The sequence below is a fragment of the Streptomyces griseochromogenes genome, from assembly GCF_001542625.1.
Classification (GTDB): domain Bacteria; phylum Actinomycetota; class Actinomycetes; order Streptomycetales; family Streptomycetaceae; genus Streptomyces; species Streptomyces griseochromogenes.
On the sequence record NZ_CP016279.1, the window covers coordinates 4336705 to 4362554 of the forward strand.

The following is a 25850-nucleotide window of genomic DNA, read 5'->3' on the forward strand; positions in this document are numbered from 1 at the left end:
GTGTTCGCAACCCGGGCGGTAAGCCGCCGTGCGTCGCCCGTTGGCGCATGCATGATCACTCACTCCTCGACCGTCCTCGCCTTCCTCAACCATGTACCCCGAAAACGCTTGCGCGAGATGGGGCCGGAAGGGACCGCACACCCAGGTGATCCGACGGTATCGCCGCCGAGGCCCGGCCGCCGTCCGTCATGCCCGCGGAGGCTCATCGGTGGCGGGGCGGCCAGGCCTCGCGCAGCGTGGAGACGAGGGGGCGACCGGTCGGGCGGCGGGAGAGCCGCGGGAGAGGTGGGACACATGGACAGGGACGTCGCCATGCCGAGGATCGTGGTCGGTGTCGACGGGTCGCCGTCCTCGTACGCGGCGCTGCGCTGGGCCGTGCGCTACGCCGGACTCGTCGGTGGCAGCGTGGACGCGGTCGTCGCATGGGAACTGCCGGGCCTGCAGGGCTGGTCGGGGCCCGCCGTGGACATGGACGTCGACGAGGACGACGCCCGGGAGCGGATGCGCCAGGAGCTGGCCGACGTGCTGGGCGAGGGCACGGCCCGGTCGGTCACCACACACGTGGTGCACGGTAACCCGGCCGACGTCCTGCTGCGTGCCGCCGAGGGAGCCGAGGTCCTGGTCGTCGGCAGCCGGGGCAGGGGCGGCTTCACCCGCGCCCTGCTCGGTTCCACCAGCCAGCACGTCTCCCAGCACGCGAGCTGCCCGGTCGTGATCGTCCGCGCCGATCACACGTGAGCCGTCCGACCCCGTCGGGCCGTGCCGTCCGTCGCCCGCGTGCGGCAGCCGATCCCACCTGCGATCTCACCTGCGATCGGACCTGCCGAAGGCCGTCCCGCAGGACGAAGCCGGCATCGCCGAGGAGATCCGTGGCGATACCTTCGTGACAGTCTTCGGCACCCACTCGGCGGCGGTGCGCATCGAGGTGCACGATGGTGTCGTGACGCTTACGGGCCGGGTCCGCGAAACGGCCCCGGTGCCGCTCGCCGTCCGCCCCGCGCGAGCCGTGGCCGGCGCGACGGACGTGCGGCGCGCACCGCCCGGTCCGCCTCGTCACCCGGACCTTCCGGACGCCGTGCGGGCCCGAATGTCCTGACGGGCGGCCGTCGGCAGGCGAGAGGAGGCGGCGACCATGACACGGACACCTCCCACGACGGTGGCACGGGTGCGGCTGTGGCGGTGGCGGCCCAACACCCTCAAGCGGCACAGCGACGTCGTCGAAGCCTGGATCGTGCTCGCCACCTGGATCCTCGCCCTGCTGGCGGGAGTGCTCACGGGGCAGGCGGCGGCCCGTTCCATGGACTCGGCGCTCTCCGCGCGGCGGGCCCAGGTGCACGCCATGTCCGCCGTGCTCACCGACGGCGCGGCGAAGGCCCCGCCCGCGGCCGGCGGATACGACGACGGCCGGGTGTGGGCCACCGTGCGCTGGACGAGCGCGGACGGAGCCGTGCACACGGACCGGGCGAAGGTGTACCCGGGCGCCCCGGCCGGCAGCCGGGTCACGGTGTGGACCAACGACACGGGCCGGATCGTCGCCGCGCCCACCACCCCGACCGAAGGCATGCTGCAGACGGTCCTCGCCGGTGTCCTCGTGGCTCAGGTCGCCGGTACGGCCGTCTGGGCCTCGGGCCGACTGGTGCGCGCCCGGCTCGTCCGGCGACGGCTGGCCGAATGGGACGAGGAATGGAAGCGGGTCGGGCCCGAGTGGCGGAACCTGAGCGGGGGCAGGGGCTGATCAGCGAAAACCGGCGCGGCTTTCAGCGTCTCGACGCCCCGGGGAGACGAGTCGCCGTGATGTTCTGCTACGACGACCACGACAACGGCGGGCGGGTCCGGGCCGCTGTGCTCGCCGGCGGGGATCGACGCGGGAGTGCCGTCGGCCGTCCTGCGGGGCAGTTCCGGCGCCCGGCCCGGACGGCGGTGAGCGGGAGGAGACAGTCGTGGAGGAGAGGCTTTCGGTGCGCGCCCTGATGAACGAGGCGCCGTACTCGATCAGCGAGGACGAGACGCTGCTGATGGCCTGGGAGGTCATGGAGCGGTCCGGGCAGCGCCATCTGCCGGTGGTCCGGCCGGACGGCTGCTGTGCCGGAGTTCTGGACGGCGCGGAGCTGGCCGTCGCCTGTGCGGCACCCGCGGTGACCCTGTCCCGTCGGAGGGTGGGCGACCTCGTGCACGGGCGCCGCACGGTCACGGTCCATCCGGAGGAGTCGACGCTGCGCGCGGCGGCCGTGATGACGGAGGAGCACATGGACGCGCTGCCGGTCACCGACGCGCACGGACGACTGACCGGCCTGCTCACCGCGCGGGACTACGTCGTCGCCGCCGCGGGCTCGCACCGGCGCACCGGACCGGCTCCGGCACCGGCACGGGAGCCGTCCCGTCCGCCCCACACGCGTGCCACGCTGTCCGGGCTGCCGCCTCGCCGAAGGGACCGGGAACGCGGCATTCCCATCCCGTAGGGGCCGTAGGGGAGATCGGCCGGCTCGGGGCGCTCCACACGGCCGCGCACACACCGGCGTGCCGCCCCCGGGTGCCATGCCGCCCTAGCCGCGCAGCGCCTCGAACGCTTGCCGTGCACTGTTCGCGATAGCGAAGTCGATGTCCGGTGCCAGGCCCGCCCGCCGGTCCGCGCGGGTGAGCGCGGCCATGGCCACCCGGTCGCCCGAGTCCGCCTCCACCACGCCGATCTCGTGCCGCAGATGCAGGAACGTGCCCGTCTTGCCGCTCCATCGCAGGGAGTCCGCGCGCAGTTCACCGGCGAGCCGCTGGGTGAAGACCTGAAGGCCCATCAACCTGCGCACCTCGGCCGTCGCCCGGGGATACGAGACCTCGTCCCGCCACACCCGCTGCAAAAGATCCACGAGCGCCGCGGCCGAGCCGAGGTTGGCACGGGCCGGATCCAGGGTCTCGATGGTGTGCCGGCCCGCGCGCTCGTCGCGAACGGCCAGTTCCAGGGCGAGGGAGAAGTCGTTGCCCGCGGCACCGGCGGCACATTCGTACATGTGGTTCATCCGGTGCCGGATCCGTATGCCTTCGCAACCCCACGCGCGCAGGCGCGCGTCGACGTCCGCCGGCGGCACCAGCTCGAACAGCGCGTCGGCGGCAGCGTTGTCGCTCACCGACAGCATCAGCAGAAGCAGATCACCGACGGCCACCGTGGCCGGATGCCGGAACGCCGCGAGCCCGGTGGGTCCGACGCTGCTCGTGGCCGGGTCGAGCGTCACCGGGCGTGCCGGGTCGAGGTCCCCGGCCGCGATCCGGTCCAGCACGGCCAGGGCGAGCGGGACCTTCGCCACCGAGGCCAGGGGCAGCGGCTCCCCGACGTCGAAACCGAGCTGTTCGCCCGAGTCGATGTCGCGGGCGAGGAACGAACCGCGGACCCCGAGGGCCGCCCAGTCCCGTGCGATCGCCTCGGCGACGTCGAGGAGGCCGCCGTCACCGGCCACGCAGGCCGGCCGGTGGGCCGCTGCCGCGCTCATCCGCGTGCCGCCAGCCGCGCCGGAACGTCCTCGCCCGCGGATCCGGCCCGCCGGGGATCCGGCGGGCCGGTCGCCGCGCCGGCGGCGCCCGCGAGCGAGACGACCAGCCAGTCGGGCACGTCCACCGCGCCCCGCTGCCGCGGTGTCCCGCGCACGTCGTAGCCACGGTGCAGCGAGACATCGGCAAGCGGCGCCCACCTCGCGCCGTGCTGCCGTGCGAACGGCTCGGCACACAAGAGCACCGACCGGCCGGCCAGGGTCTCGGCGAGCGCGGTGGCCGCCGGTCCGGCCGACCGGATCAGCCCTTCGGGCAGCCCGGACCGAGCGGCGGCACGCGCCAGCCTGTCGTACGCGTACGGCACTTCGTCCTCCGCCGGGACCAGGAGCGGCAGAGCGGTGGGAAGGCCACCGCTCGCGGCCCGGCTCCGGCGCGGCCGCAGGTCCTCCAAGTGCACCGCCCGCCCTCGGCTCGTGCGGGCCCCGGCGTGCGCCGGCCGCGGTTCGTCGGGCGGCGGCGCCGACGCCAGGCCGAGCGGGACCCGCAGCGCGGCTTGCTCCGGGGCGACACGCACCAGCGCGTAGGCGAGCGAACCGTCGGCCAGCCCGGCCTCCCGTTCCTCCGGCGGCAGTTCGCGTACGCCGAGCGTGATCCCGCGTTCGGCACCGGAGCGGATCACGCGCGCCAGCGCCGCAGGAGCGCAGTCCGCGGGCACCCCGACGGCAAGCACCCGCGCCTGCCGGGCCGAGCGGGCGGCCCGGCCCAGCCGCTCGGCCCGGTCCAGCACGTCCCGCGCGTACGGAAGCAGCAGCATGCCGAACTCGGTCGTCGAGACCTGCCGCCGCGACCGGTCGAACAGCGGGCCCCCGAAGTGCGCCTCCAGCGTCTTGATACGGCGGCTGAGGAGCGGCTGGGCGATCCCGAGCCGCTCGGCGGCACGCGAAAAGCTCGACTCGTCGACGGTGGCGACGTATGCCTCCAGGTGCGCGAGGAGATCCATCCAGCAGTCATATCAATAAGTTATGGCGTCTTCAAAGTTCACTCTTGGACATGGATGGAGTCCTCCTGTTTCGCTGTCCCCGTCGAAGATCCACCAAGCCGACGACGGACGACCTGGGAGAACTCCGCACATGACCAATGCCACCTCGCTGCCGCGCCGCCGCCTGTTCAAGGCCGGTCTCGCCCTCACCACCACTGCCGCCGCCACGGCCGCCGGCATCGCCCCCGCCACGGCGGACCGGCGCCCCGAAACGGCCGATCCACACCCCGAGTTGAGCGATCTGGAACAGCGCTACGGCGCGCGTCTGGGCGTATACGCCCGGAACGTGCGCACCGGCCGGACCGTGGCGTATCGCGCGGGGGAGCGGTTCGCGATGTGCTCGACTTTCAAGGCGTTCGCGGCCGCGGCCGTCCTGGGCGGCCACGGTGACTGCGCGCCGCTGGACAATATCGTCCACTATCCGCCGAGGGACATCCTGGCGAACTCGCCGAAGACCGAGGAACACCTCGCCACCGGCATGTCCGTGGGCGATCTGTGCGCGGCCGCGATCCAGTACAGCGACAACGCGGCCGGCAACCTGCTGCTGCGCCAGATCGGCGGGCCGGACGGCCTCACCCGGTTCTTCCGGTCGCTCGGCGACCGGGTGAGCCGGCTCGACCGGTGGGAGCCCGAGCTGAACACCGCCGTCCCCGGTGACCCGCGCGACACCACGACCCCGCAGGCGATCGGCCGCGGCTTCGAGCGGCTGACGCTGGGGCGGGCACTGGACGACACCGACCGCGCACGGTTCATCGGCTGGCTGAAGGGCAACACCACCAGCGTCAAGCGGTTCCGCGCAGGGCTCCCGCAGGGCTGGGTCCTCGGCGACAAGACGGGTACCGGCGACTACGCGAGCGCCCACGACATCGGCGTCGCCTGGACGACCCGGAACACGCCGGTCCTGCTGGCCGTCCTGTCCGCCAAGGCGGCCAAGGACGCGACCGTGGACGACGCGCTGATCGCCGAAACGGCACGCGTGCTGGCGCGCACCCTCGCGCCCGGCGAGTAGACCGGAAGCCCTGTCGGTTCAGCGGGCTGAATTCCGATCAAGTATGCAGTAATTGACGCGCGCATGGCATCTCTCTACGGTTGAAACCAGCCATCGCGTGCGCCAGCCTGCTCGTCGGCGTACCCGCCACCCTGTCCGGCACCACGGCGCAGGCCGCCGCCGCACCCCCTGCCCTGGGGGGAGTGAATCCCGCGGCCGCGGCCTCCGTCCTGTACGTCTCCCCGAGCGGCACCGGCAGCGCGTCCGGCACCCGGTCGAACCCGACGACGCTCACCTCGGCGATCAGCCGTATCGCCGCCGGGGGGACGATCTACCTGCGCGGCGGCACCTACGCCTACACGAAGACCGTCACCATCCCGGTGGGCGGCAACGGCACCTCCGGCGCCCTCCGACAACCTCGTCGTCAGCGCCGAGTCGCACGACAACGCCGACTCCGACGGCGAGGACGCCGACGGCTTCGCCGCGAAGCCCACCGTCGGCACCGCCGACGTCTTCCGCCACGACGTCTCCCACCACGACATCGACGACCGCCGGGACCTCTACACCAAGTCCGACATCGGCGCCATCGGCCCGGTGACCATCGAGAACTCCCTCTCCTGCCACAACGGCACGTCGTCCGGCACTGCATCGCCTACCGCAACGGCCACCACGGGTTCACCTACAACAGCGACCCCGGCACGATGACCGTCTCCCACAACGTCGGTGTCGACAACGCCGAGCGCAACTACTCGTTCGACACCGGTACGTCGGTGTTCCGGAGCGACGCCTCGTGCCGGTTCTCCGTCAGCGGGTCGAACGACAAGACCGCCGGTGACCTTCGGGGGAAGGTCGTCACGCCATAGCCGCCGCTCGCGGAGCGGCACCAGGAGACCCGCTCGACCCCTCGCGGTGGCGTCGGCGTAGTGCTTCCATGGAAGTGGCGGAAAGTACGTCTATCCGACGCGGGGAAGCGGCCGCATCGATCGGCCGCGCACCGCGCAATCAGGATCCGCGAGAAGCGGATGTACTTTCCGCCACCGGCGTGCGCCTTCCGGTGCGCTCGTCCATCGGGCGGAGAGGGCAGGATTCGAACCTGCGTGGGCCTTGTGGGGCCCGACCTTGAGGCGTGCTCGCTGGTCCCCGATCAGCCACTCCGGGCACCTCTCCCTGCTCCCGGCTTCCGGTTTCCCGTGCCGTTCACAGGTATGAGAGTGCCGGGAGGCGCTGACGGGGTGCTGATGCGCCGCTGACCAGGTCTCCGTCGGGCGGCCCGGTGCACCACGTGGCCGTCGGTCACCGTCAACGTGACCGGCGCGTCCGTCAGTTCGTCGCACGGCGCGTGCACCGGGTCGACGGGCAACGCGGCCAGGTCGGCACGGTGGCCGGATGCGATGCGGCCGGTGATGCCCGCTGCACCGGCCGCCCCGCCCGCGTGACCGGTGCAGCGTTCAAGCGCCTGCGACGCCGTGAGCCCCGGCCGCCGCGCCGCTGCGCCCTTCGGACGGCGGGCCGTCGCCGGCACGGCCCGTGCGTCGTAGTGCGCGACGGGCCGGTTCGAGCCGAGGATGTGCGTCGCCCCGGCTCGCCCAGGTCCCGTAGCGGTCAGGCCCGGTCGGCCCGGTCGGAGCCCGGGCGCGACCACTCGTCGGTGCCGTCGTCGAGGGTGTGGCCGGCGTACGGCGGTTGGAGAGGCGGACACATCCAACTCCACGAATCGGGGCAGGAGTTCGTCGGGAGCCGTCTCGACGTGCTCGAACCGGTGGGCCCCGCGCCCGCCCGGCCAGAGCGTGGCGGACGCCGCGCGGACCGCCGTCCGGGTTGCCAAGCCGGCACCCGCCGTCCCTACCATCGGTTATGGCGATGCCCGTCGGTCATGCCGGGCCCGGGTTGCGTGGTCGTAGCCGCGAGTGCGAGGCGCTGGACCGTCTGGTGGAGGGGGTTCGGGCGGGCCGGAGTTCGGTGCTGGTCCTGCGTGGCGAGCCCGGAGTGGGCAAGACGGCCCTGTTGGACTACACGCGTGAGCGGGCGGCTGGGTGCGGCATCGCCCAGGTAGGCGGCGTGGAGTCCGAAATGGAACTCGCCTTCGCGGGGCTGCACCAGCTGTGCGCGCCGATGCTGGATCGATTGGAGGGCCTGCCGGGCCCGCAGCGGGAGGCGCTGCAGGTCGCGTTCGGGCTGCGCGCGGCGGGCGTGCCGAACCGGTTCCTGGTGGGGCTGGCGGTCCTGACGCTGCTGTCGGAGGCGACCGCACAGCAGCCGCTGGTGTGTCTGGTGGACGACGCCCAGCGGCTGGACCGGGCGTCGGTGCAGGCTCTGGCGTTCGCGGCGCGGCGTCTGCCGGCCGACCCGGTGGCCGTGGTCTTCGCCGTGCGGGAGCCGAGCGAGGACCGCGAGCTGCGCGGACTGCCGGAGCTGGTGGTCGAGGGGCTGGGTGATGCGGACGCGCGCCTGTTGTTGGCGTCGGTGATCCATGGGCGGTTGGACGAGCGGGTGCGGGAGCGGATCGTGGCCGAGGCGCGGGGGGATCCACTGGCGCTGCTGGAGCTGTCCGGGGAACTGACGCCGACGGAATTCGCCGGCGGGTTCGGACTTCCCGGTTCGGGGCCGGTGACCGGGCTGATCGAGGGGGGCTTCATCCGGCGGCTTGAATCGGTGCCGCACGTGACGCGCCTGGTGCTGGTGCTGGTGCTGGCGGCCGCCGACCCGTCGGGCGACGGGGCCCTGCTGTGGCGGGCGGCAGGACGGCTGGGGATCGACGCCGACGCGGGTTCGCCGGCGGAGGAGGCCGGGCTGATCGAGTTCGGGGCCCGGGTGAGGTTCCGCCACCCGCTGGTGCGGTCGGCGGTCTACCGGACGGCTCCCCTGCCCGAGCGGCGGGCGGTGCATCGGGCGCTGGCCGAGGCCTCGGCACCGTCGGCACGGCGGCGGCGATCGCCGACGCCGTCCACCACGCGACCGGCGGCCGTGTCCGGGACCTGCCGATCACCCTCGACAAGTTGCTGTGCCACGAACCGGAGGGATCATCATGAGCACGTATCTGATCAACCACCTGCGCATACCCGGCGACATCCCCAACGAGGCGGGCCTGTCGTACCTGGAGCAGGTCGAAGCGACCGCGAAGCCCTACGGCGGCAAGTGGCTCGCCAACGGCGAGGTCACGGTGGTGGAGGGGGCCTGGCCGGGTCTCGTCGTCCTCATGGAATTCCCGGACCGCACCGCCGCCCGGCAGTGGTACGACTCGGCCGCCTATCAGGACATCCGGCCCCTGCGTACCAACAACTCGATCTCCGACATCGTGCTGATCGACAGCCTCCCGCCGGACTACACCGTCAAGGGCTTCGCCCAGCAGGTCCGAGCGGCCGTTTCCCAGTACCGCAAGTAACATGATCACCTAGTTCCGGGTATACCAGTCAGTCAACTCGGCGCGTCCTGGAGACGCGCCCTGCCCGGAGATGTCCATGTCTTCTCTCGACGATGCGTTGGAAAACGCGCGTTTCACCTACGAGCAGCACGTGCGTACGTGCCGCCAGTGCCATGCCGATGCCGCGCCCTGTGCCGTGGCCAAGCACCTCCTGCGGATCTACAACCTCGCCCGCCGGGACCGGATGCGTGCCACGGGAGGCCAGGCACCGACCGCCGGCCCGTGACAGCGGAGCCCGGCCGGCATGCTCAGACCGTGCCGCCGTACACCTCCCGCACGTTCGCACGGGCCGCTGGAGCGTGCCGGCCCGCCGGGCCCCGCGCGAAGGTGCGCAGCAGGTTCTCCGTGGTACGGGTGACGAACCTGCGCGTACGGGCGTCCATGCCGTGGTCGCGGCCGAGTTCGTGCGTGCCGGCCACCAGGCCCTCCACCCAGCGCATCGTGCCGGTCGCGAAGACGCCCGCGCCGCCGGGCGCGGTGTAGTACGCGGAGTCGCTGTGGCTGGGCCGGCCGGCGCACGCCACGGGCGAGTGCGCGGTGATCTCCAGCGGGCCCGGGGTCGGGGAGGCGGGCGTGACCCGGTCGTACTCGACGCCGACGAGATGCGCGAAGCTGTCGCCCGCGCGTACGCCGGTGCCGTCGTACAGCCAGTGATCCGCGGCGTGGACGACATAGGGGGCGTCGACCGGATAGCCCTCGTAGAGCACGCCGGTGAGGGAGGACTCCGGATCGGCGGCGGGCGGGCTGCGGAAGTCGGTGGTCACCAGGTCGGGGTTGGACGAGTAGTACGGGTCGGAACGGTAGGCCGTCTTGTAGCAGACCACCGTGCGCTCGCGCGCCCCCTTGCCGTCCTCCAGCCGGACACGGCGGAAACAGCTGTTCGCGCCGAGGAAGGCGATGTTCACGCCGGCGTCCCGGGCCCGGGTGATGTGCGCCCGCTGCTCGGGCGTCCAGTACTCGTCGTGCCCCAGACAGACGACGGTACGCGCTCCGTACAGCACCGAGGGGTCACGGTGGATGTCGACGCCGGTGGTGTACGCGAGCGGGATGCCCAGGCGCTCGGCCAGCACCACCAGCGCCCGTTCGTAGACCAGGAACTTCTGGGCGCCGTCGCCGTCGTAGGGGCGGTCGAAGCTGACCGCGAGCGACCGCGTGGCATAGGCGCCCGAGGAGCCCGCGTAGAGGCTGTAGCCGCCCCAGCGGTTGTAGGCCTGCCAGGTGGCCGGGGCGTGCAGCAGGACCGTGCGGCCCGCACCCTCGGCGGAGCGGACGATCAGCGGGATGTGCCGCTGATGGCCGGTGTCCGACTCCAGACGCAGCAGGTACGCGCCCTCCGGCCATCCGGTGGTGTCCAGGGGCAGCGTCGCAGGCCAGTCGGCGCGCACCGTACGGGTGGCGGACAGCAGGCGCGGGGGCGGCTGGGCGCGGCCGGGTATGGAGGGTGACGTCCATATGCGGCGGGCCTGCTTTCCGCCGTACCAGCCGATACGGAACGCCGAGACCTGGAACGAGGCCGCGGTGGTCGACACATGCAGGCTGCACGCCTGGCCCGGCCGTACGCTCACCTGGTCGGTGTAGCCGGTGACCGCGTCCACCGCGCCCGAGGAGCGGATGCACCAGTCTTCGGTGCCCGGCGCGTCCCGCTCGGCCTCCGGCCGCAGCCGCCCGCCGTCGGTGCCGAGAGGGTGGAGGGCCACACGGTGCGGCCCGGGCGTACAGGCGGCGGCGCCCAGGCCCGCGCCCGCGCACAGGGTCAGGAAACCCCGGCGGGCCAGGACGCGGCCGTGCAGGGGTGGATCGCCGTGGGCTGGGGTCACTGCGCCTCCTGGATCCGCCCCTGTTCATGCCGCGTCCAGGCTCCCGATGCCGCTCCGCCCGCCGCAACCGCACCATGGCTCCGCGGCGAGGCGCGGGCAGGGGCCGGGCCCGGCGGGACACGACGACGAGGGCTCAGCGGCCCGGCAGCCGGAGGTTGTGCCGAACGAGTGAGGCCGCCGTACTCCGCACCGACCTGCGGAACCGCGTGGCTCCCGGCGCCGGCAGCGGGTCCCGAAGGCACCGTCCGGGCCTCGGCCCACGGTCCTTCAGGCCGGGGGCTCCTCGAACAGTTCGAGCAGGGACTGAGCGCTCTCGGTGGCCAGGAGAGCGCCGTGCGCCGCCGGGAAGAGGCGGCCCCAGGCGCGGGCTCGCCCCAGGGCGCTCAGACGCCACGCGAGCCGCACCGCACGCCGGAGTTCCGCCGCCGTGCGGCCGGCTCCCGTCCACGGCTCCAAGTAGGCGTCGCGCAGGCGCGGCAGCACGCCGGGCCCGTACCGGTCGCAGGCCTTCAGGGCCGTGACCCGAAGGCTGCAGAACGGATGCGAGACGGCGGCGTCGCCCCAGTCGAAGAAGGTGTACCGGTCTGGTTCCGGACGGAACAGCTGCCCGTCGTGCAGATCCGAGTGGTCGAGGGAGTCGGGGATGCCCAGGGCCGCGAGTTCGCCGCACCAGGCCACGAGGCGGGGCCGGAGGGCCGAGAGCCGCGCGCGTTCGTCCGGTAGCACCGCTTCGTTCTCCGTGAGCAGCTTGTCGAAGACCTCGGGCAGGTCCGGGGTCCGGGCGCTCGGGACACCCAGCCGCTCGATGTCCCGCGCGTGCGGGACCAAGGCGCACTGCATGCTCGCGTACTGGCCCAGAAGGCTCTCCCAGGCGCGCGGTTCGACCGCCGTCCGCTCCAGCACGGTCCGGAAGAGGTCACCCCCGTCGGGCAGCAACGACCAGCCGCGCTCGGCGTCGACCGCCAGCGGCCGCAGGACGTGCTCCGGCACCCAGCGGGCCAACGCCTCGGTCAGCGCGCCCTCGAAGCCGCTGGCCGGCGGATTCGCCTTGAACCAGACGGCTCCCCGGCCCGCCACGGGCACCCGCATCAGGACGGACCACGGCCGCAGCCGTACCCACGGCGCCCCTGTCGCCCGCAGACCGTGCGCGGCGAGCCGGCCGTGCACCCAGTCGAACGCCGCGCTCCGCCAGGACTCCCGCTCCCAGGGAGTCACCGCGTGCGGGTAGCGGCCGCGGTCCACGCTGAGCGATGCGTCATGTCCCATCACGCCATCCCAGCAGCATGACCTCGGCAGGACCAGCCGTTTTCCGACGCCACGGAGCAACGCGTACGCCCCCGGACGCGGTCCGGGGGCGTTGGCGGTCAGCGGTGCGGTCAGGCGTGCTGCCTGCGGCGCATCGTCAGGTACGTGCCCGTGACGCCGGCGGCCAGCAGGGCACCCACGCCGAGGCTGAGCGGCAGGACCGGGAGCCCCGAAGTGCCGGTGGAGGCGGCGGTGTTCTGCATCGCCGGGCCGGGGGTGATGCTCGTGGCCACCGCGGCGACGTGCTTGATCGGGCCGACGGACTTCACCGAACCGTCGGAGTTCAGCAGCACCTGCTTGTTGTTCGGGTGCCGGAAGTCGAACATGCCCGCCAGCGAGCCTGCCGACGCGTCGAAGGAGTGGTCGCCGATGCGGCCGGTGTGCCAGTTGTCCTCGATGAACCGGGTGAGGGACGCCTGGTCGGTCTGGGTGTGGTCGACCTTGTTGACCTTGCTGTAGGGCGAGATCACGAGCAGCGGCTGGCGGGTGCCGGGGCCGCAGCGATCGGCGTAACCGCCGGCGGCCTTCGGGCCGTTCTGGCAGGCCGGGCTGTCGGTGGCCTTGCCGTTGGAGCCGACCGAGGTGTCCTTCGAGCCGTTGCGCGGGGCGGCATAGGCGTGGTCGTACCAGCCGTCGGAGTCGTCATAGGCGACGACGATCGCGGTCGACTTCCACTGCGGCGAGCTCTGGATCGCGTTGATCTGCTTGACGAGGAAGTGCTGCTCGTCGAGCGGGTCGGAGTAGCCGGCGTGGCCGTCCTGGTACTCACCGGCCTTCACGAAGCTGACGGCCGGGAGCTTGCCCGCCTTGGCGGCGGCGGTGAAGTCGGTCAGGTCGTAGTTGTGGTTGGCCTGCCCGTTGTGGCCGATCTCGGAGACGCTCTTCGGCGGCAGGTGGTGCGGGTTGGCCGTCGACTCGTAGTACGAGAACGGGTTGTGGTGCGGGCTGTAGTCGGCCACGGCCGCGCCGCCCACGTTGGTGTGCGTGATGTCGCACTTGGCGTACGAGCCTGACGTGCCGTTCCACGCGGCCGACGGACGGAAGCCGCCCTGGAACCAGCCCCAGCTCACCTTCTTCGCGTTGAGCAGGTCACCGATGTTCCTGCCCTGCAGGGCCGCCAGTGCGTTGGTGCTGGTGTGGTCCTTGCCGGAGCAGTCGTCGAAGGCCGGGTCGGGGTCGTTGATCACCGTGCCCACGCCCTTCGCGTCGGGCGACTTGACCGCGTACGGGTCGGGGGTCGCCGTCTTCTTGCCTGTGGCCGGGTCGACGGAGATGACGCCGTGCGTGTTGCCGGAGATCAGGTTGAGGGCGCCGGGCGTGGACGGGCCGTAGTTCGAGCTGTAGGAACGGTCGCCCAGGGAGTAGTGCTGGGCGTAGTTCCACAGCGCGGTGACGGTGTTGCCGTCGTAGTAGTCCATCGCCAGGCCGGGCTCACCGAACAGGCCGCCGCTGCACTTGTCGACCTCGGTGTTCTGGACGAACTGGTCGGCCTTGCCGCCGTTGTAGGCGTACTGCTCCGGGCCGTAGGAGTGGTTCTGGTCGCAGGTCATCGCCTGCGCCGGAGACAGCCGCTTCGGCGCGTACTGGTTGGGGTTGTGCTTCAGCAGCCCGGCATGCGCGAGGGTGTCGATGTCCTTCGGGGTGTTCTTCGACGCCTTGAACTTCGTCCCGTCGCTGTTGGCGGCCTTCGGGTACGTGGCGAAGTAGTGGTCGAAGGAGATGTTCTCGTCGAAGAGCACGACGACGTGCTTGATCGGCGTCGTGGTCGAGGAGTGCCCGCCCGGCGCCCCGGCGGGCGCTGCCGCCCAACCGGGCGCGTTGCTGCCGAGCACGGTGAGCGCCGCGGCTCCCGCGAGCGCTCCCAGGCTCCGCATCGCGGCTCGTCTTCCCCTGCTTGCCATGGTGGTTTACCCTCCGGACAGAACGTCTGTGCGTCGTACGAGCACGGATGCTGCGCCCGTCGCGGGGCGCGACGGCGGAGCCATGATGACCTGCGAGTGAACACCGAGTCAGGGATGTTGGGGCAAAACTTGACGGTGTGTTGACCCTTTCCGCCCGCCGACTTGTCCGGACAGGCTCAGGCGAGCAGGGCCCGCCCGTACCAGTCCGACGCGTCCCGTACGCCGGGCAGCGCGAAGAAGTAGCCGCCGCCGAACGGGCTGATGTAGTCGGTCAGCGGCTCGCCCGCCAGCCGGCGCTGCACGGTCTCGAACTGCCGGGCCAGGTCCTGCTGGTAGCAGCAGAACAGCAGCCCCATGTCGAGGTTGCCGTTGGCGTCCATGCCGCGGTCGTAGTTGTAGGCGCGGCGCAGGATGCGCTGGTCCGCGGTGGCGGACGTACGCGGGTTGGCGAGGCGTATGTGGGCGTCCAGCGGGATGACGTCGCCCTTGGGATCGTCGGCGTACCGGGGGGTGTCGTGTTCGTGGTCGCCGTCCAGCGGCGCGCCCGAGAAGCGGGCACGGCCGAACATGCGCTCCTGCTCGCCCAGCGAGACCCGGTCCCAGAACTCCACCAGCATCCGGATCAGCCGGACGACCTGGTAGCTGCCGCCGACCGCCCAGTCCGGCTCGCCCATGCCCCTGCCCACCCACACCAGGCGGTCCATGTCGCGGGCACTGGCGGTGTCCGGGTTGGCGGTGCCGTCCTTGAACCCCATCAGGTTGCGCGCGGTGCCGGAGGGCCGGGGCGGGCTGGTGAAGCCGTCGAGGCGCCAGCGGACCTGCAGGCCGCCCCGGGTGTGCCGGGCGATGTCGCGCAGCGCGTGCAGGGTGGTGTCCGGGTCGTCGGCGTGCAGTTGGAGGCTGAGGTCGCCGTGGCACCAGTCGGCCCGCAGGTCGTCGTCCGGGAAGGCGGGCATCGCGGTCAGCCGGCGGGGTCTGCGGGCGGTCAGCCCGAACCGGTCGTCGAAGAGGGAGGCGCCCACACCGACGGTCACGGCCAGCCGTCCGGAGGGCAGCCGGTCGCCGAGGATGCCCGAGTCCGCGGGCGGCCCGGTGATGCCCACGGGGGACGGCGTCCCGCCCGAGGTCAGGAAACGGGCCCGGTCGGAGAGGGTGCGCAACAGGTCGGCCAGGTCCGCGCGGTGCTCCGCCGTCACGTCGAAGGAGACGAACACGCTGGTCCGCCGCGGGGACGCGATCACGGACGCCTGGTGGATTCCGTGGAAGGGGGCGACGGCCGCCGTGGGGGCTGCCGGGGCGGCGGCACCGGTGGCGAGTCCGGCGCCGGCGAGCGCGGCACCCCGCAGGAACCGGCGTCTGCCCACTCCGTCCGTCCGGTCGTCGCCGCTCATGCCGTCCTCCGGGGGTCACACAGGGTCGCCACCGACGCGAGCCGCTCCACCAGGTCCCCGAAGACCGAGTCGACGCGTTCGCGTCGGTCGCGGGGGAGGGCGGACAGCGCGGTCCAGCCCTCGCCGTGACGGAACCCGTCGAGCGTGTGCTGTGCGCTGCCCAGGTCCTCGTCCAGGCCGGACAGGTCGGCGTACCGGGTGGTGAGCAGGGGCCGCAGCCGGGACAGCACCTCCCGGGTGCCGTCGAGGTTGGCGCGGGCGGTGGCGAGGTTGCTGCCGCTGCCGTAGTCGGTCCGGCCGGTCAGCTCGAACTGCACGGTGTTCTCCAGGATCTCGTGTGCGCGCAGACCGAGCTGGGCCGGATCCATACGGGACTGCGACCAGCTGTCCCGCAGTCCGGTCACCGCCTTGACCAGCGCCGCCGCCGGCGCGCGCAGCCGGTCGGCGGACTGTCCGTGCCACAGCCCGTACTCGATGCGGTGGAAGCCGGTGAAGCCCTTGTCTCCGACCCCGTCGGGCAGTCCCGCGTCCGTGCCGTTGATCTGCCCGTCCGCGTCCCCGAACGCGTCGTACGCCGCTCCCAGGCGCTCGTACTCCAGATGGGCCGGCAGCCAGGCCGCGCGGGCGCCGGCGAGGTCGCCGCGGTCGACGGCCCGCCGCAGCTCCGCCGTCAGCCGGACCACCTCGTCGAGACCGCCGCCGACCCACTTCTGATAGGCGAGCGCCGGCGGGATGAGGTCGTGCTCGGTGACGGGGGCCGCCCCCGGGCCGCGCCGCCCCGACGTGACGTGGACGGTCGGCCCGGTGACGGCGTCGGCGTCGTCGGGCACGCACTTGAAGGCGTACGTCCCCTGGCCCAGGCGGACGGTCAACTGCCGGGTCGTACCCGGGCCGATGCCCTCGACCTCGCCGTACACGACCTGGTTTCCGGGGTCTTCGAGATAGACCTCGGCGGCCCCGTCGGAGGCGTTGTGCAGGTCGAAGGTCTGCACCCCGGGAGCGGGCCGGGTCCAGCCCCGGCCGCAGTGGCTCGGCGAGACCTCGACCGTGACGGGCCCCGCGGACCGCGGACGGTGGCCGCCGCCGAGGGAGAACCCCAGCAGGGTTCCTCCCACGGCGAGGGCAAGCACGAAGAGCAGCACTCCAGTCGCCCGGAAACGGACCGACCGCGTGCCGAGGCGAGGCAACGGCATGGCGAGCCCTTCCGGAACGACGTACGCAGCTGTCCCCGCGGCGGTGCACCCGCCGACGGGACGGCTCCATGCTAGTCAGCCGGACGCACCCGAACAGCCGTCCCAACGATTCATTGACCAGGATTTCTCTCCTGGTTCACCGGCCGTCGGCGTCGTGCGAGCGGCCACCGGCCGAGCCCGCCGGGACCGCCCGGCCGGCGCCCGTGGCCCCGCCCAGCCACTTCAGGCCGTCGAGGACGAACCGGTTCTGCGTGGCGCTGGCGAAGGTCGAGGACAGGGGCGTGTCGGTGGCGTAGTCCATGGCGTTGTGGCCGAAGTTCGCGTACAGCATCCGGTACTTGGTGTTCGTCCACAGGACCGGGTAGTAGCCGCTGTACCAGGTCTGGTCGGGGTCCGTGCCGAGCGGGAAGCTGCTCGGGTCTATGGAGGCCAGGATCCTGATGTCGGGGTTGCGGCGCAGATCGTCGGACCAGCTGTACCACTCGCTGACCGACGAGGTGAACGTGGCCGGCAGGCTCCTCGTCGCGGGATGGGTACGGTCCTCCACCCGCAGGACCGCGGTCGTCGGGCCCCAGGTGTTGGAGGTGAAGTCGCCCGACCCCAGGAACTGGTCGTGGTACCAGGACCAGCCCGAGGCGTTCGTGGTGAACGCCGAGACATGGAAGCCCATCCAGGCGCCGCCGGAGCGCATGTACCGCTCGAATCCGGTGCGCTGGGCCGCCGTCTGCGGCAGATCGTCGAGGAAGAGCACCACCTGGTACGCGTTCACGCCGTCGCCCGCGAGCACGTCCCAGTTGTTGCTGGCGGTGTAGGTGAACCCGTTGGCCGCGGCCTGCTTCGGGAACCACTCGTTCGCTTCTTTGACGAAGCTGATGTGTGCCGCGTCCCAGGTTCCGTTGTACAGGGCCAGCACCCTGAAGGGCGCGGCCGTCGCGTGCGCCGGGGCGCCGACCGTGCCCAGGAGCACGGTCAGCAGAAGCAGCAGCCGCAGGCACAGGGAAGGGATCGAAGGCAACGCTCTGACACGGGGCACGGGGCGCTCCTGACGTGTGGGGGTTGGTGCAACGTAAAGGTCTGCACCAAAGGCGTCAAGAGGTGAAGTAACCCTGGAATCGGGTGTGTTGGAGCATCCACTGGTTGAAGGTGCGGCGCGGGCGGCCCCGCCCGTCTCAGCGCACGGGGAACCCGAAGGAGTACCCCTGCTGCTTCAGCCACGGCAGCAGGGTGCTCAGCGCGGCCACGGTCTGGGAGCGGTCGCCGCCGGCGTCGTGGAAGAGCAGGGTCGGGCCGAGGTGCAGCTCGCGCTGGACGGTGGCGACGATGGCACTGGTGCCGGGCCGCTCGAAGTCCTTGGAGTCGACGTTCCAGCCCAGCGGCCGCATCCCGTGCGAGGCCGCGAGGTTCCGGCTGTACGGGGTGAACGCGCCGCCCGGGGCCCGGTAGTACATCGGCTTCACACCTCCGGACGCCTTGGTGATCTGGCGCTCGGCGTCCAGGATCTCGTGCGACTGGTAGTCCTGGGACTTGTGGTCCATGGTGGTGTCGTGCGAGACCGAGTGGTCGCACAGCCGGTGTCCGGCCGCCACCACCTGCTTGACCATGTCCGGGTGGGCCTCGGCCTGGGTGCCGACCATGCAGAAGGTCGCCTTCACGCCGTTGTCCCGCAGCACCTTCAGCACCTGCGGGGTCCAGACCGGGTCCGGGCCGTCGTCGATGGTGATGTTCACCGCGTGCGCGCCGGCGTCGGAGGCGTGGGCGATGGCCGCGGAGACGGGCGACACCTTCGGCGGGGCCGGGCTCGCCGGAGCCTGGTGCCCGCCGACGGAGCCGGCCTGCGCGGTCCACACCGACGTGGCCGCGGCGACCGCCGTGACTCCGACCGCCGCCGCGATCACCCGGCCGTACCAACCCCGCCCGCCATGCCGTGCCATGTCCGCCTCGTTCCTCGCCGTGTTGTCGGGTCCCCGTGCACCTGTCAGGACGGGCCGTACGCGCCGGAGGATCCGGCTGTTACCGTTCGCGGACAATTCCGCGGTGTTTCTGCGACAGGACCCGGGAAGTCCGCTTTTTGGAACCTCTAGTTCCACAGGGCCGGAATGCGCCTGTCGTCCCGTTCGCCCGGTTGATGTGCCGCCGTATCACCGCTTTCATGACCCCTGCACGGCGGCGGCCCGCCACCGGTACACGCGGGCAGCTGTGGGGGGTTGGGGGCACATGTGTCCTTTCGGGACGGGCTCGAGGCGCTCGTCGGCGCCATCGAGACAACGAAGACACGGATGATCCGGTGCGGCGGCGCCTGTGGGCGCCGCCGCACTCGTCGTATCGGCCGTGCCCGCCCACGCGATGCCGGCGAGCACGGCACCGCCGCCCGTCCCGGGCGAGCTGATCGCTGGACGGCGGGGCCGTCGAGCTGAACATCACCCACGACGACGCGTGCGACGCCTATGTGCTGCGCGACCGGACCCGGATCCGCAGAAGGCCCGACAACGTCCTCGCGACTTGGGACGTGCGCGGCCGCTGGGCCGGTGAACTGGTGGGCACTCGGCCTGAGGCACTCAAGGGGCGGTGTCCAAGCTCTGGCAGTTCGAGGTCCAAGCTCTGGCAGTTCGAGCCGGAGCACAAGGGGGACGGCCTGCGCGGGAGCAGGGTCTCCTGCAACCGGGGCGAGCGGCTCTCCGCCGCTGCCACCGGCACCCAGGATCTGCCTCGACGCGACGGCCGGCGTGAGGCGACGGGGTCACCCGCACCCGCCCGGCCGGCGCCGCGGCTGACACGCCCGTACGGCCTGCGTGTTCACATCACTGAACTATGCTCACATGGGTGTACATGGCGAGGCTGGCTGTGCAAGGCTCCATCACCTTCCGTTCTTCGATGCCGAGTTGGAGGATGCGGGCCGATGGAGATCTCCCGACGTACCGTGCTGACCACGACGGCCTCGGCCGCCGCGCTGTACGCGGCGCCGCCGACGACGGCCCGGGCGGCCGAGCAGACCCCCGCGGCCGTCGTCCGCACGCTCCGGAGTGCCGCCGACTACGCGATCGGCAAACTCCGCGCCGTCGCCCCGGGAGTGACGGCCTTTCCCGTCGGCACGAAGTCCGAGAAGTGGGTGTACGCGCAGAACGGCGACTGGGTCGGCGGGTTCTGGCCGGGCACGCTCTGGATGGCCTGGCTCCACAGCGGCGACGACACTTTCCGCACCCTGGCGCTCGCCTCCGCGCGAAAACTCGCCCCCCGCCAGTACGACACCACCACCCACGACCTCGGTTTCCTCTTCTACCCCTCCTGGGTCACCGCCTGGCGCCTGACCGGCGACGACACCTGGCGCGCCGGTGCCGTCCAGGCCGCCGACTCGCTGAGCCGGCGCTACAACCCGAACGGCCGCTTCATCCGCGCCTGGGGAGCGCTGAACGACCCCGACAACGCGGGCCGGATCATCATGGACACGATGATGAACCTCGATCTGCTGGCCTTCGCGACCGAGCAGACCGGCGACCCGAAGTACCTCGACATCGCGACGGAACACGCGAAGACCGCGCAGCGGGTGTTCCCGCGTCCGGACGGCTCGACGCCCCACGTGTACGACCTCGACCCCGCCACCGGCGCGCCGATCGGCCCGAACACCGTGCAGGGCTACAGCCCCACGTCCTGCTGGTCACGCGGACAGGCCTGGGGCGTCTACGGCTTCACCACCATCCACCGCCGCACCGGCGACGACCAGTTCCTCACGACCGCCCGCAGACTGGCCGACTACGCGCTCGGAGTCCTGACACCGGACCACATACCCGTGTGGGACTACCGGGCACCCCAGCAGCCGTACGACGTCAAGGACGCCTCCGCCGGGGCGGTCATGGCCTGCGGTCTGCTGGACCTGTCCGCCGCCACGGGTCGCCCCGAGTACCGGCAAGCCGCCCTGCGGCTGCTGACCGCGCTGGCGCAGACCTGCCTGACGCGGAACTCGTCCCGTGCCGAGGCGGTCGTCGCCCGTTGCACCCGCAACCGGCCCGCCGAGGACGGCATCGAGATCTCCCTCCCGTACGCCGACTACTACCTCCTGGAAGGCATCCTGCGCGTGCTGCGCCCTCAGGACGTCGACCGGGCGATCGACCTGTCCGGCCCGGAACGAGGCCACCGGGGCCCTACTCGTTGAACGGGTCTTCCAGCGCGGGCACGCACGGGGACAGCAGCGGTTCCGTGTGCTCGGTGAGGCCGCCCCGGGCGAGCCTGAGCACCCGGACCTCGTTCTCGTGTCCCCGGTCCTCGTCGTCGCGCACATGGAGAAGCCCGTAGGAGCCGGGAGCGATCACCGCCACATGGCCGAAGAGTTCGAGGACGTCGGGCGTGGAGCGGTGGTTGGAATGCCCTCCCAGGTGGATGAACGGCTCGCCGTTCATCCACCTCAGGTCGAGCAGGTACGGGCTGTCCATCAGGGAGATACGCTCTCGGAGTTCCTCGACGATCTGCCGCAACCGGGAGTCGTCCTCCCCCTCCTCGCCCGCGCTCTCCCTGACCGTGATCCAGCCGTGGTACTCGAACATGCCGGAATCCTAGGGCGCGAGGGACGGCCAGGGCGCTGTCAGCCGGTCGGCCTCCGTGCGTACACCTCGATCTCGATCTTCATGCGAGGGTCGGCCAGCCCGCACACGAGCATGGTCGCGGCCGGGCGGACCTCACCGAAGCAGCGGCGCAGGACCGGCCAGCAGGGCTCGAAGTCCGCACGGTCGGGGAGCAGGTAGCGCACGCGTACGACGTCCGCGAAGCCGCAGCCCGCCTCGGTCAGCGCCGCCCCGATGTTGCGCAGGCACTGCTCGGCCTGTTCCACCACGTCGTCCGAGATCGTCATCGTGGTGTAGTCGAACCCGGTCGTCCCGGACACATGCACCCAGTCGCCGTCCACCACGGCACGGGCGTAGCCGATCTGCTCCTCGAAGACGGATCCGCTGAGGACCGCACGTCGCTCTGTCATGTGCCGAACGCTAGGTGGCCTGCGCCGATACGTCCAATACGGCGTGTGGCGCGAACCGATGTCCCGGCGCGTAGGGAGCGAGCGTCGGTGCGCCTTCCACGACCGTCCGAGACCGACTGTCGGTCGCTCGTGGCACGCTCACACGCGGACAGTCCCAAGAGAAGGCGGCGACATGACCGGTCGACCCCTGGTGGACTCCGAAGGACGGGCCCTGCACCCCTGAGTTCGAGCCGGTGCACGCGGGACTGGATCGCCTGAGGACCTGGAGCGGTGAACGCCACGACCGCGGCCGCCGTCTGATCCTCGCCCTCCACACCCACGGCCCCGCTGAGCGCACCACGTCGCAGTCGGCCCGCGGTGTCACCGCGGAGCCCCTGCACGGCCTCTGCCGCACCGTCAACGGCCGTAACGGCGCTCCCGGGCGGCGTACGAACGCAGGGCGCGCAGCAGGTCGATCTGGCGGAACGCAGGCCACAGCACGTCCACGAAGTGCACCTCCGCGTAGGCCGACTGCCACAGGAGGAACCCGGACAGCCGCTGCTCGCCGGAGGTACGGATGATGAAGTCGGTGTCGTGCCCGGCCGGCGAGTACAGGTTGTCGGTGATGTGCTCCAGATCGAAGTCGGCCGCCAGATCGCGCGGGTCGCCGCCCGCGCCGATGTGCTTGTCGAAGGCCGTCTTGACGGCGTCGACGATCTCGCGGCGACCGCCGTAGCCGACGGCGACGTCGACCTTCAGCCCGCCACGGCCGTGGGTCGGGGCGGCGGCCTCCTTGAGGACGCGGGCGGTGTTCCCGGGCAGCAGGTCGAGGGCGCCGATGATCTCGATCTCCCAGGGTTCCCCGGGGTCGCAGATACGCCGCACGGTCTCCTCGATTATGTCGAGCAGGGGCCCGAGTTCGTCGGCCGGCCGGTGCAGATTGTCGTCGGAGAGCATCCACAGCGTGACGTGCTTGATCCCGGCATCGGTGCACCAGTGCAGAAAGTCCGTGACCTTGGCGCCGCCGACGCGATAGCCCTCACGGACGTCCTGATGCCCCGCACCCCGTGCCCAGCGCCGGTTCCCGTCCAGCATGATCGCCACATGGCGTGGCCGGGGCAGGCCCTCCAGCTTGCGGTTCAGGCGCCGTACGTAGACCGCTTCCAACGCCGAACGCAAGGCCTTCATCGCCACACCGACATCCCTTCTCCTACCCGTCTTTGAGGGCGCAACGATAGTGCCACGCCGTCCCCACGGGCCAAGCGGGAGCTCAGCGGCTACGCTGCGGACGTGACCGGCCGACCGATGAGCCGCCGGGGCCTGCTGGAGGCCGCGCTCCTCGCCGGCCCCGCTGCCGCCCTGGCCGGATGCTCCGCAGACGCCGCGGCGGTATGGCGGCTCAGGCTCGCGACGGGAGCGCCGGGCGGGCCGTACAACGCCTTCGGCAAGGCACTGGCCGCCCAGGCCTCGCCTCGGCTGCGCATCATGCCCCTCAGCACCTCGGCGAGCGTGGACAACCTCCGCAGACTCGGCGACGGATCGGCCGACCTCGCCCTCGCCATGGCGGACGCCGCCGAGGACGCCGTCCGTGGGCGAGCGCCGTTCTCGCGCCCGACCGCCGTGACGGCCCTCGCCCGTGTCTACGTCAACTACACACATCTCGTCGTACCGGCGCACGGTCCCGTACGGTCGGTGCGGGATCTGGCGGGGCGGTCGGTCGGGACCGGTGCGACCGGCTCCGGCGGGCAGGTGCTCGCGGGCCGGCTGCTCGTAGTGAGCGGGCTGACCGGTGAACGGGCCGTACGGCAACGGCCGCTCGGGCTCGCCGACTCGCTCCGGGCGCTGCGCACCGGCACCGTCGACGCGCTGATCTGGGCCGGGGGAGTACCCACCCCCGCCCTGTCGGACCTGGCCCGCGAACTCCCGTTGCGCTTCCTGCCGTTGGACGAACAGGCCGCTGCTCTGCGAGACACCTACGGCCCCGTCTACACGGCGGTCACCCTCCCGGCCGGCGTCTACGGGCTGACCGAGCCGGTCGGCACCATCGGCGTCGGCAACTACCTGCTCGCCCGCCCCCAGGTGCCGCGGGAGGCGGTGCGCGCGGTGCTCCGGGTGGTGTTCGACCAATGGCGCCCGCTGCTCAGGGAGGTGACGGCGGGCGCCCGGCTCGAACCCAGGTTCGCGGTCGCCACGGGGGACGTACCCCTGCACCCGGGCGCGGTGGCCTACTACCGCTCGGTCTACGGCTGACCGGTCAGGCGGACGGCAGCCGCAGCTCCACCACCAGGCCATGGGGTGAGCATCCCGCCGTGCCGAGCCGGCCCCCGCTGAGCCGGGCGATCTCGTCGGCGATGGCCAGTCCCAGCCCGCTGCCGGGCACGTTCTGGTGCTCGGGCGCCCGGGCGAAACGGCGTGTGAGCAGCGGCAGCTGATCGTCCGGCACTCCCGGTCCGTCGTCGCGCACGCGCACCACGGTCTCGCCGTCCGCGCGCTCGGCCGTCACGACCACGCTGCCCCCGGACGGGACGAACTTGACCGCGTTGTCCAGGACCGCGTCGAGGATCCGGCCCACCGCGTCCGGCACGGCCCGCGCCCACGGCCCCTCCGGTGGCAGAGCGGCGGTCAGCGTCAGGTCCGAGGCCTCGAAGACCGGCTCCCACGCGGTCACCCGCTCGCGCACCGCACGCGCCACGTCCTGCACCGTCCGCTCCACCGCGGCGGCCTCCACGCGCGCGAGCGCGAGCAGCCCGTCGAGCAGTTCCTCCAGGCGCTCCGCCTCGTCCAGGGCGCGTGCGTGCTCCTTGCGGCCCGGCCCCGGGGCCAGGTGCGGCTCGACGTTCTCCAGCTGGAGCACCAAGGTGGCCAGCGGGTTGCGCAGTTGGTGCGAGGCGTCGGCGACGAAGGCGCGCTGGCGGCCGAGGGAGTCGGCGACCGCCTCGGCCATGCCGTTGAAGTGCCGACGCAGACTGCGCAGTTCGGGCGGCCCGGTGTCGGAGACGGCCCGCGTCTGAAGGCTGCCCGAGGCCAGCGCGGCGACGGCCCGGTCCAGATCGCGTACCGGGCGCATCAGCCAGCGGGTGATGCCGGCCGCGACCAGGGCGGCGGCCGCGAAAGCGGTGAGCGCGCCGCCGGCGATGAGCGCCCAGCGCACGGTCACGTCCCGCCGGGCGGCGGTGGTCGGGACGGCCAGCAGGACCGCTCCGCTGACCCGCTCGTCCCGGCCGACCGGCTCGGCGAGCACCACCCGGTCCGGCCCCCACGGCCGTACGGTCGGCAGCCGCTCGGTGGACCGGCCGGTCAGTGCCCGGCCCAGTACGTCGTCCGCCGAGGACCGCGCGACACCCGGCCCCGCCCGGGCGATCACTCGCCCCGACGCGTCCACCACCGTCACCCCGGCCCCGTACAGCTGCGCGTACCGGCGGATCTCGGTGGAGAGTTCGGCGCGGTCGGCCGCGGTGCGCACCCGGTCGGCGAGGTCGGCGAACCGCACCGCGTCGGCGCGCCGCTGCAGCAGCAGGTGCTCCGTCCGCCCGCTCGCGTACGATCCGGCCAGGGGCAGGGACAGCAACAGCGTCGCGGCCCCCATCAGCACCATCAGGACGGCCAGCAACCTGCGCCTCATCGCCCGCCCCGGCCGTCCGTGCCCGGCGCCGGCGAACCCAGCTGGTAGCCGAAGCCCCGCACCGTGCGCACCAGTTCGGCGCGGCCCGTCTTCGCGCGGATGCCCGCCACATGCACATCCAGGGACCGCGAGGCGGCGAGGAAGGCGTCGCCCCAGATCCGGTCCAGGATCTCCTCGCGGGAGTGCACCTCGCCCGGCCGCGCCGCGAGGAACGCGAGGACGTCGAACTCGCGCCGGGTCAGCCGTACGTCCGCTCCGGCGACCCTCACCGTACGGCCCGCGATGTCGATCTCGACATCGCCGCTGCGCACGGGGCCTCGGCCGCGGTCCGTGCCGTCCGCGCGGTGCGCCGCCGCCCCGGTGCGGCGGCGCACCGTGTCGATCCGGGCCATCAGCTCGTTCATCCGGAACGGCTTGACCACATAGTCGTCGGCCCCGGCCCGCAGCCCCTGCACGATGTCGCGCTCCTCGCAGCGGGCCGTCACCACGATCAGCGGCGCGTCGCACACCGTCCGCAGCCGCCGCAGCAGCTCGAGCCCGTCCAGATCGGGCAGGCCGAGGTCGAGCAGCACGAACTCGGCCTCATGCACCCATCGCAGGGCGTCCAGGGCCCGGCCGGCCCTGCGGACGGTGTGCCCGCGCTGGGCGAGGGCGGTGATCAGGGCCTGGGCCATACGGTCGTCGTCCTCGACGAGCAGCGCGTGCATGGGAAGTCCTCGTGCCGTGGTGACCTGGGCGGCAGCTTACGCAAGCG

At 72.3% G+C, this 25850-nt stretch carries 23 protein-coding genes and 4 pseudogenes; 11 read left to right on the top strand and 16 right to left on the bottom strand.

The annotated features are described in order from the left end of the window. The first annotated feature begins 294 nt into the window (after positions 1-294). From AVL59_RS18380 to AVL59_RS18390, 4 genes are all read left to right on the top strand, one after another. Positions 295-738, top strand: coding sequence for a universal stress protein (locus AVL59_RS18380; RefSeq protein WP_067305584.1), 444 nt, complete (start codon positions 295-297; stop codon positions 736-738). Positions 739-913: 175 nt separating this feature from the next. After that, on the top strand, positions 914-1096 hold the full coding sequence (locus tag AVL59_RS56420; RefSeq protein ID WP_397856340.1) for a BON domain-containing protein: 183 nt from the start codon (positions 914-916) through the stop codon (positions 1094-1096). A gap of 36 nt (positions 1097-1132) precedes the next feature. Beyond that, the gene (locus AVL59_RS18385) at positions 1133-1735 is read left to right on the top strand and encodes an Rv1733c family protein (RefSeq protein WP_067305586.1); all 603 of its coding nucleotides are present in this window, start codon (positions 1133-1135) and stop codon (positions 1733-1735) included. Positions 1736-1940: 205 nt separating this feature from the next. After that, a complete protein-coding gene (locus AVL59_RS18390) occupies positions 1941-2459 on the top strand; it encodes a CBS domain-containing protein (protein WP_067305590.1) in 519 nt (172 codons plus the stop codon). 84 nt (positions 2460-2543) lie between these two features. On the opposite strand, the gene AVL59_RS18395 is transcribed toward AVL59_RS18390, so the two are convergent. Beyond that, entirely contained in the window at positions 2544-3479 is a 936-nt protein-coding gene (locus tag AVL59_RS18395) for a serine hydrolase (protein WP_067305593.1), read from the bottom strand. Continuing rightward, the gene (locus AVL59_RS18400; RefSeq protein ID WP_067305596.1) at positions 3476-4477 is read right to left on the bottom strand and encodes a LysR family transcriptional regulator; all 1002 of its coding nucleotides are present in this window, start codon (positions 4475-4477) and stop codon (positions 3476-3478) included. The genes AVL59_RS18395 and AVL59_RS18400 overlap by 4 nt, the downstream gene beginning before the upstream one ends. 130 nt (positions 4478-4607) lie before the next feature. Between AVL59_RS18400 and bla the strand changes: the two genes are divergently transcribed. Then, the gene (bla, locus tag AVL59_RS18405) at positions 4608-5525 is read left to right on the top strand and encodes a class A beta-lactamase (RefSeq protein ID WP_067305598.1); all 918 of its coding nucleotides are present in this window, start codon (positions 4608-4610) and stop codon (positions 5523-5525) included. A gap of 176 nt (positions 5526-5701) precedes the next feature. Continuing rightward, positions 5702-6340: pseudogene (locus AVL59_RS48270) on the top strand (hypothetical protein); the annotation flags it as partial. Positions 6341-6576: 236 nt separating this feature from the next. Here AVL59_RS48270 and AVL59_RS52200 read toward each other — a convergent pair. Both AVL59_RS52200 and AVL59_RS56425 read right to left on the bottom strand, forming a co-directional pair. After that, positions 6577-6671, bottom strand: a pseudogene (locus AVL59_RS52200). Next, positions 6649-7353 carry an amidohydrolase family protein gene (locus AVL59_RS56425; protein WP_107407370.1) on the bottom strand — a complete coding sequence of 235 codons (705 nt, stop codon included), beginning with the start codon at positions 7351-7353 and terminating at the stop codon, positions 6649-6651. Before AVL59_RS56425 ends, AVL59_RS52200 begins: the two are co-directional and overlap by 23 nt. An 11-nt stretch (positions 7354-7364) precedes the next feature. On the opposite strand from AVL59_RS56425, the pseudogene AVL59_RS54360 reads away from it, so the two are divergent. The 3 genes and pseudogenes from AVL59_RS54360 to AVL59_RS18425 all read left to right on the top strand — a co-directional run. After that, positions 7365-7805: pseudogene (locus AVL59_RS54360) on the top strand (ATP-binding protein); the annotation flags it as partial. Between the two features lie 724 nt (positions 7806-8529). After that, positions 8530-8886 carry a DUF1330 domain-containing protein gene (locus AVL59_RS18420; protein WP_067305604.1) on the top strand — a complete coding sequence of 119 codons (357 nt, stop codon included), beginning with the start codon at positions 8530-8532 and terminating at the stop codon, positions 8884-8886. Between the two features lie 76 nt (positions 8887-8962). Continuing rightward, positions 8963-9151: a hypothetical protein gene (locus tag AVL59_RS18425; RefSeq protein ID WP_067317428.1), complete on the top strand. Its 189-nt coding sequence runs from the start codon at positions 8963-8965 to the stop codon at positions 9149-9151. 22 nt (positions 9152-9173) lie between these two features. On the opposite strand, the gene AVL59_RS18430 is transcribed toward AVL59_RS18425, so the two are convergent. From AVL59_RS18430 to AVL59_RS18460, 7 genes and pseudogenes are all read right to left on the bottom strand, one after another. Then, on the bottom strand, positions 9174-10742 hold the full coding sequence (locus tag AVL59_RS18430) for a N,N-dimethylformamidase beta subunit family domain-containing protein (RefSeq protein ID WP_237281541.1): 1569 nt from the start codon (positions 10740-10742) through the stop codon (positions 9174-9176). Positions 10743-11009: 267 nt separating this feature from the next. Beyond that, entirely contained in the window at positions 11010-12008 is a 999-nt protein-coding gene (locus AVL59_RS18435) for a phosphotransferase (RefSeq protein WP_067305606.1), read from the bottom strand. Between the two features lie 110 nt (positions 12009-12118). Further along, the gene (locus tag AVL59_RS18440; RefSeq protein WP_237281542.1) at positions 12119-13921 is read right to left on the bottom strand and encodes a phospholipase C; all 1803 of its coding nucleotides are present in this window, start codon (positions 13919-13921) and stop codon (positions 12119-12121) included. Between the two features lie 203 nt (positions 13922-14124). Continuing rightward, positions 14125-15339, bottom strand: a complete 1215-nt coding sequence (gene efeB, locus AVL59_RS18445) for an iron uptake transporter deferrochelatase/peroxidase subunit (RefSeq protein WP_067305611.1) — start codon at positions 15337-15339, stop codon at positions 14125-14127. Next, complete coding sequence (locus AVL59_RS18450; protein ID WP_067305613.1) at positions 15336-16532, bottom strand: EfeM/EfeO family lipoprotein; 1197 nt, start codon at positions 16530-16532, stop codon at positions 15336-15338. The genes efeB and AVL59_RS18450 overlap by 4 nt, the downstream gene beginning before the upstream one ends. 199 nt (positions 16533-16731) lie before the next feature. Next, positions 16732-17547, bottom strand: a pseudogene (locus tag AVL59_RS18455) (ThuA domain-containing protein); the annotation flags it as partial. 154 nt (positions 17548-17701) lie between these two features. Beyond that, positions 17702-18463, bottom strand: coding sequence for a polysaccharide deacetylase family protein (locus tag AVL59_RS18460; RefSeq protein ID WP_067305615.1), 762 nt, complete (start codon positions 18461-18463; stop codon positions 17702-17704). Positions 18464-19428: 965 nt separating this feature from the next. On the opposite strand from AVL59_RS18460, the gene AVL59_RS18465 reads away from it, so the two are divergent. Beyond that, the gene (locus AVL59_RS18465; RefSeq protein ID WP_099053081.1) at positions 19429-20679 is read left to right on the top strand and encodes a glycoside hydrolase family protein; all 1251 of its coding nucleotides are present in this window, start codon (positions 19429-19431) and stop codon (positions 20677-20679) included. On the opposite strand, the gene AVL59_RS18470 is transcribed toward AVL59_RS18465, so the two are convergent. The 3 genes from AVL59_RS18470 to AVL59_RS18480 all read right to left on the bottom strand — a co-directional run bounded on the left by AVL59_RS18470 (position 20669) and on the right by AVL59_RS18480 (position 22662). Beyond that, entirely contained in the window at positions 20669-21067 is a 399-nt protein-coding gene (locus AVL59_RS18470; RefSeq protein ID WP_067305617.1) for an Imm7 family immunity protein, read from the bottom strand. The two genes, AVL59_RS18465 and AVL59_RS18470, sit on opposite strands and share 11 nt — an antisense overlap. Positions 21068-21105: 38 nt before the next feature. Continuing rightward, the gene (locus AVL59_RS18475; protein ID WP_067305619.1) at positions 21106-21495 is read right to left on the bottom strand and encodes a RidA family protein; all 390 of its coding nucleotides are present in this window, start codon (positions 21493-21495) and stop codon (positions 21106-21108) included. A 396-nt stretch (positions 21496-21891) separates the two neighbouring features. Beyond that, positions 21892-22662: an isoprenyl transferase gene (locus AVL59_RS18480; protein WP_067317435.1), complete on the bottom strand. Its 771-nt coding sequence runs from the start codon at positions 22660-22662 to the stop codon at positions 21892-21894. A 102-nt stretch (positions 22663-22764) separates the two neighbouring features. Between AVL59_RS18480 and AVL59_RS18485 the strand changes: the two genes are divergently transcribed. Next, positions 22765-23724 carry a TAXI family TRAP transporter solute-binding subunit gene (locus AVL59_RS18485; protein WP_237281543.1) on the top strand — a complete coding sequence of 320 codons (960 nt, stop codon included), beginning with the start codon at positions 22765-22767 and terminating at the stop codon, positions 23722-23724. Between the two features lie 4 nt (positions 23725-23728). Here the strand turns inward: AVL59_RS18485 and AVL59_RS18490 are convergent, their stop codons facing one another. Together AVL59_RS18490 and AVL59_RS18495 are read right to left on the bottom strand one after the other, a co-directional pair. Next, entirely contained in the window at positions 23729-25096 is a 1368-nt protein-coding gene (locus AVL59_RS18490; protein WP_067305621.1) for a sensor histidine kinase, read from the bottom strand. Further along, on the bottom strand, positions 25093-25803 hold the full coding sequence (locus AVL59_RS18495) for a response regulator transcription factor (RefSeq protein WP_067305623.1): 711 nt from the start codon (positions 25801-25803) through the stop codon (positions 25093-25095). Before AVL59_RS18495 ends, AVL59_RS18490 begins: the two co-directional genes overlap by 4 nt. Positions 25804-25850 lie beyond the last annotated feature (47 nt).

What these genes read in the sequence shown, in the direction of transcription:
- AVL59_RS18380 (WP_067305584.1), top strand. Translation starts at nt 295, where the DNA reads ATGGACAGGGACGTCGCCATGCCGAGGATCGTGGTCGGTGTCGACGGG.
- AVL59_RS18385 (WP_067305586.1), top strand. Translation starts at nt 1,133, where the DNA reads ATGACACGGACACCTCCCACGACGGTGGCACGGGTGCGGCTGTGGCGG.
- AVL59_RS18395 (WP_067305593.1), bottom strand. Translation starts at nt 3,479, where the DNA reads ATGAGCGCGGCAGCGGCCCACCGGCCGGCCTGCGTGGCCGGTGACGGC.
- AVL59_RS18400 (WP_067305596.1), bottom strand. Translation starts at nt 4,477, where the DNA reads ATGGATCTCCTCGCGCACCTGGAGGCATACGTCGCCACCGTCGACGAG.
- bla (WP_067305598.1), top strand. Translation starts at nt 4,608, where the DNA reads ATGACCAATGCCACCTCGCTGCCGCGCCGCCGCCTGTTCAAGGCCGGT.
- AVL59_RS56425 (WP_107407370.1), bottom strand. Translation starts at nt 7,353, where the DNA reads ATGGTAGGGACGGCGGGTGCCGGCTTGGCAACCCGGACGGCGGTCCGC.
- AVL59_RS18420 (WP_067305604.1), top strand. Translation starts at nt 8,530, where the DNA reads ATGAGCACGTATCTGATCAACCACCTGCGCATACCCGGCGACATCCCC.
- AVL59_RS18425 (WP_067317428.1), top strand. Translation starts at nt 8,963, where the DNA reads ATGTCTTCTCTCGACGATGCGTTGGAAAACGCGCGTTTCACCTACGAG.
- AVL59_RS18435 (WP_067305606.1), bottom strand. Translation starts at nt 12,008, where the DNA reads ATGGGACATGACGCATCGCTCAGCGTGGACCGCGGCCGCTACCCGCAC.
- AVL59_RS18440 (WP_237281542.1), bottom strand. Translation starts at nt 13,921, where the DNA reads ATGCGGAGCCTGGGAGCGCTCGCGGGAGCCGCGGCGCTCACCGTGCTC.
- efeB (WP_067305611.1), bottom strand. Translation starts at nt 15,339, where the DNA reads ATGAGCGGCGACGACCGGACGGACGGAGTGGGCAGACGCCGGTTCCTG.
- AVL59_RS18450 (WP_067305613.1), bottom strand. Translation starts at nt 16,532, where the DNA reads ATGCCGTTGCCTCGCCTCGGCACGCGGTCGGTCCGTTTCCGGGCGACT.
- AVL59_RS18460 (WP_067305615.1), bottom strand. Translation starts at nt 18,463, where the DNA reads ATGGCACGGCATGGCGGGCGGGGTTGGTACGGCCGGGTGATCGCGGCG.
- AVL59_RS18465 (WP_099053081.1), top strand. Translation starts at nt 19,429, where the DNA reads ATGGAGATCTCCCGACGTACCGTGCTGACCACGACGGCCTCGGCCGCC.
- AVL59_RS18470 (WP_067305617.1), bottom strand. Translation starts at nt 21,067, where the DNA reads ATGTTCGAGTACCACGGCTGGATCACGGTCAGGGAGAGCGCGGGCGAG.
- AVL59_RS18475 (WP_067305619.1), bottom strand. Translation starts at nt 21,495, where the DNA reads ATGACAGAGCGACGTGCGGTCCTCAGCGGATCCGTCTTCGAGGAGCAG.
- AVL59_RS18480 (WP_067317435.1), bottom strand. Translation starts at nt 22,662, where the DNA reads ATGAAGGCCTTGCGTTCGGCGTTGGAAGCGGTCTACGTACGGCGCCTG.
- AVL59_RS18490 (WP_067305621.1), bottom strand. Translation starts at nt 25,096, where the DNA reads ATGAGGCGCAGGTTGCTGGCCGTCCTGATGGTGCTGATGGGGGCCGCG.
- AVL59_RS18495 (WP_067305623.1), bottom strand. Translation starts at nt 25,803, where the DNA reads ATGCACGCGCTGCTCGTCGAGGACGACGACCGTATGGCCCAGGCCCTG.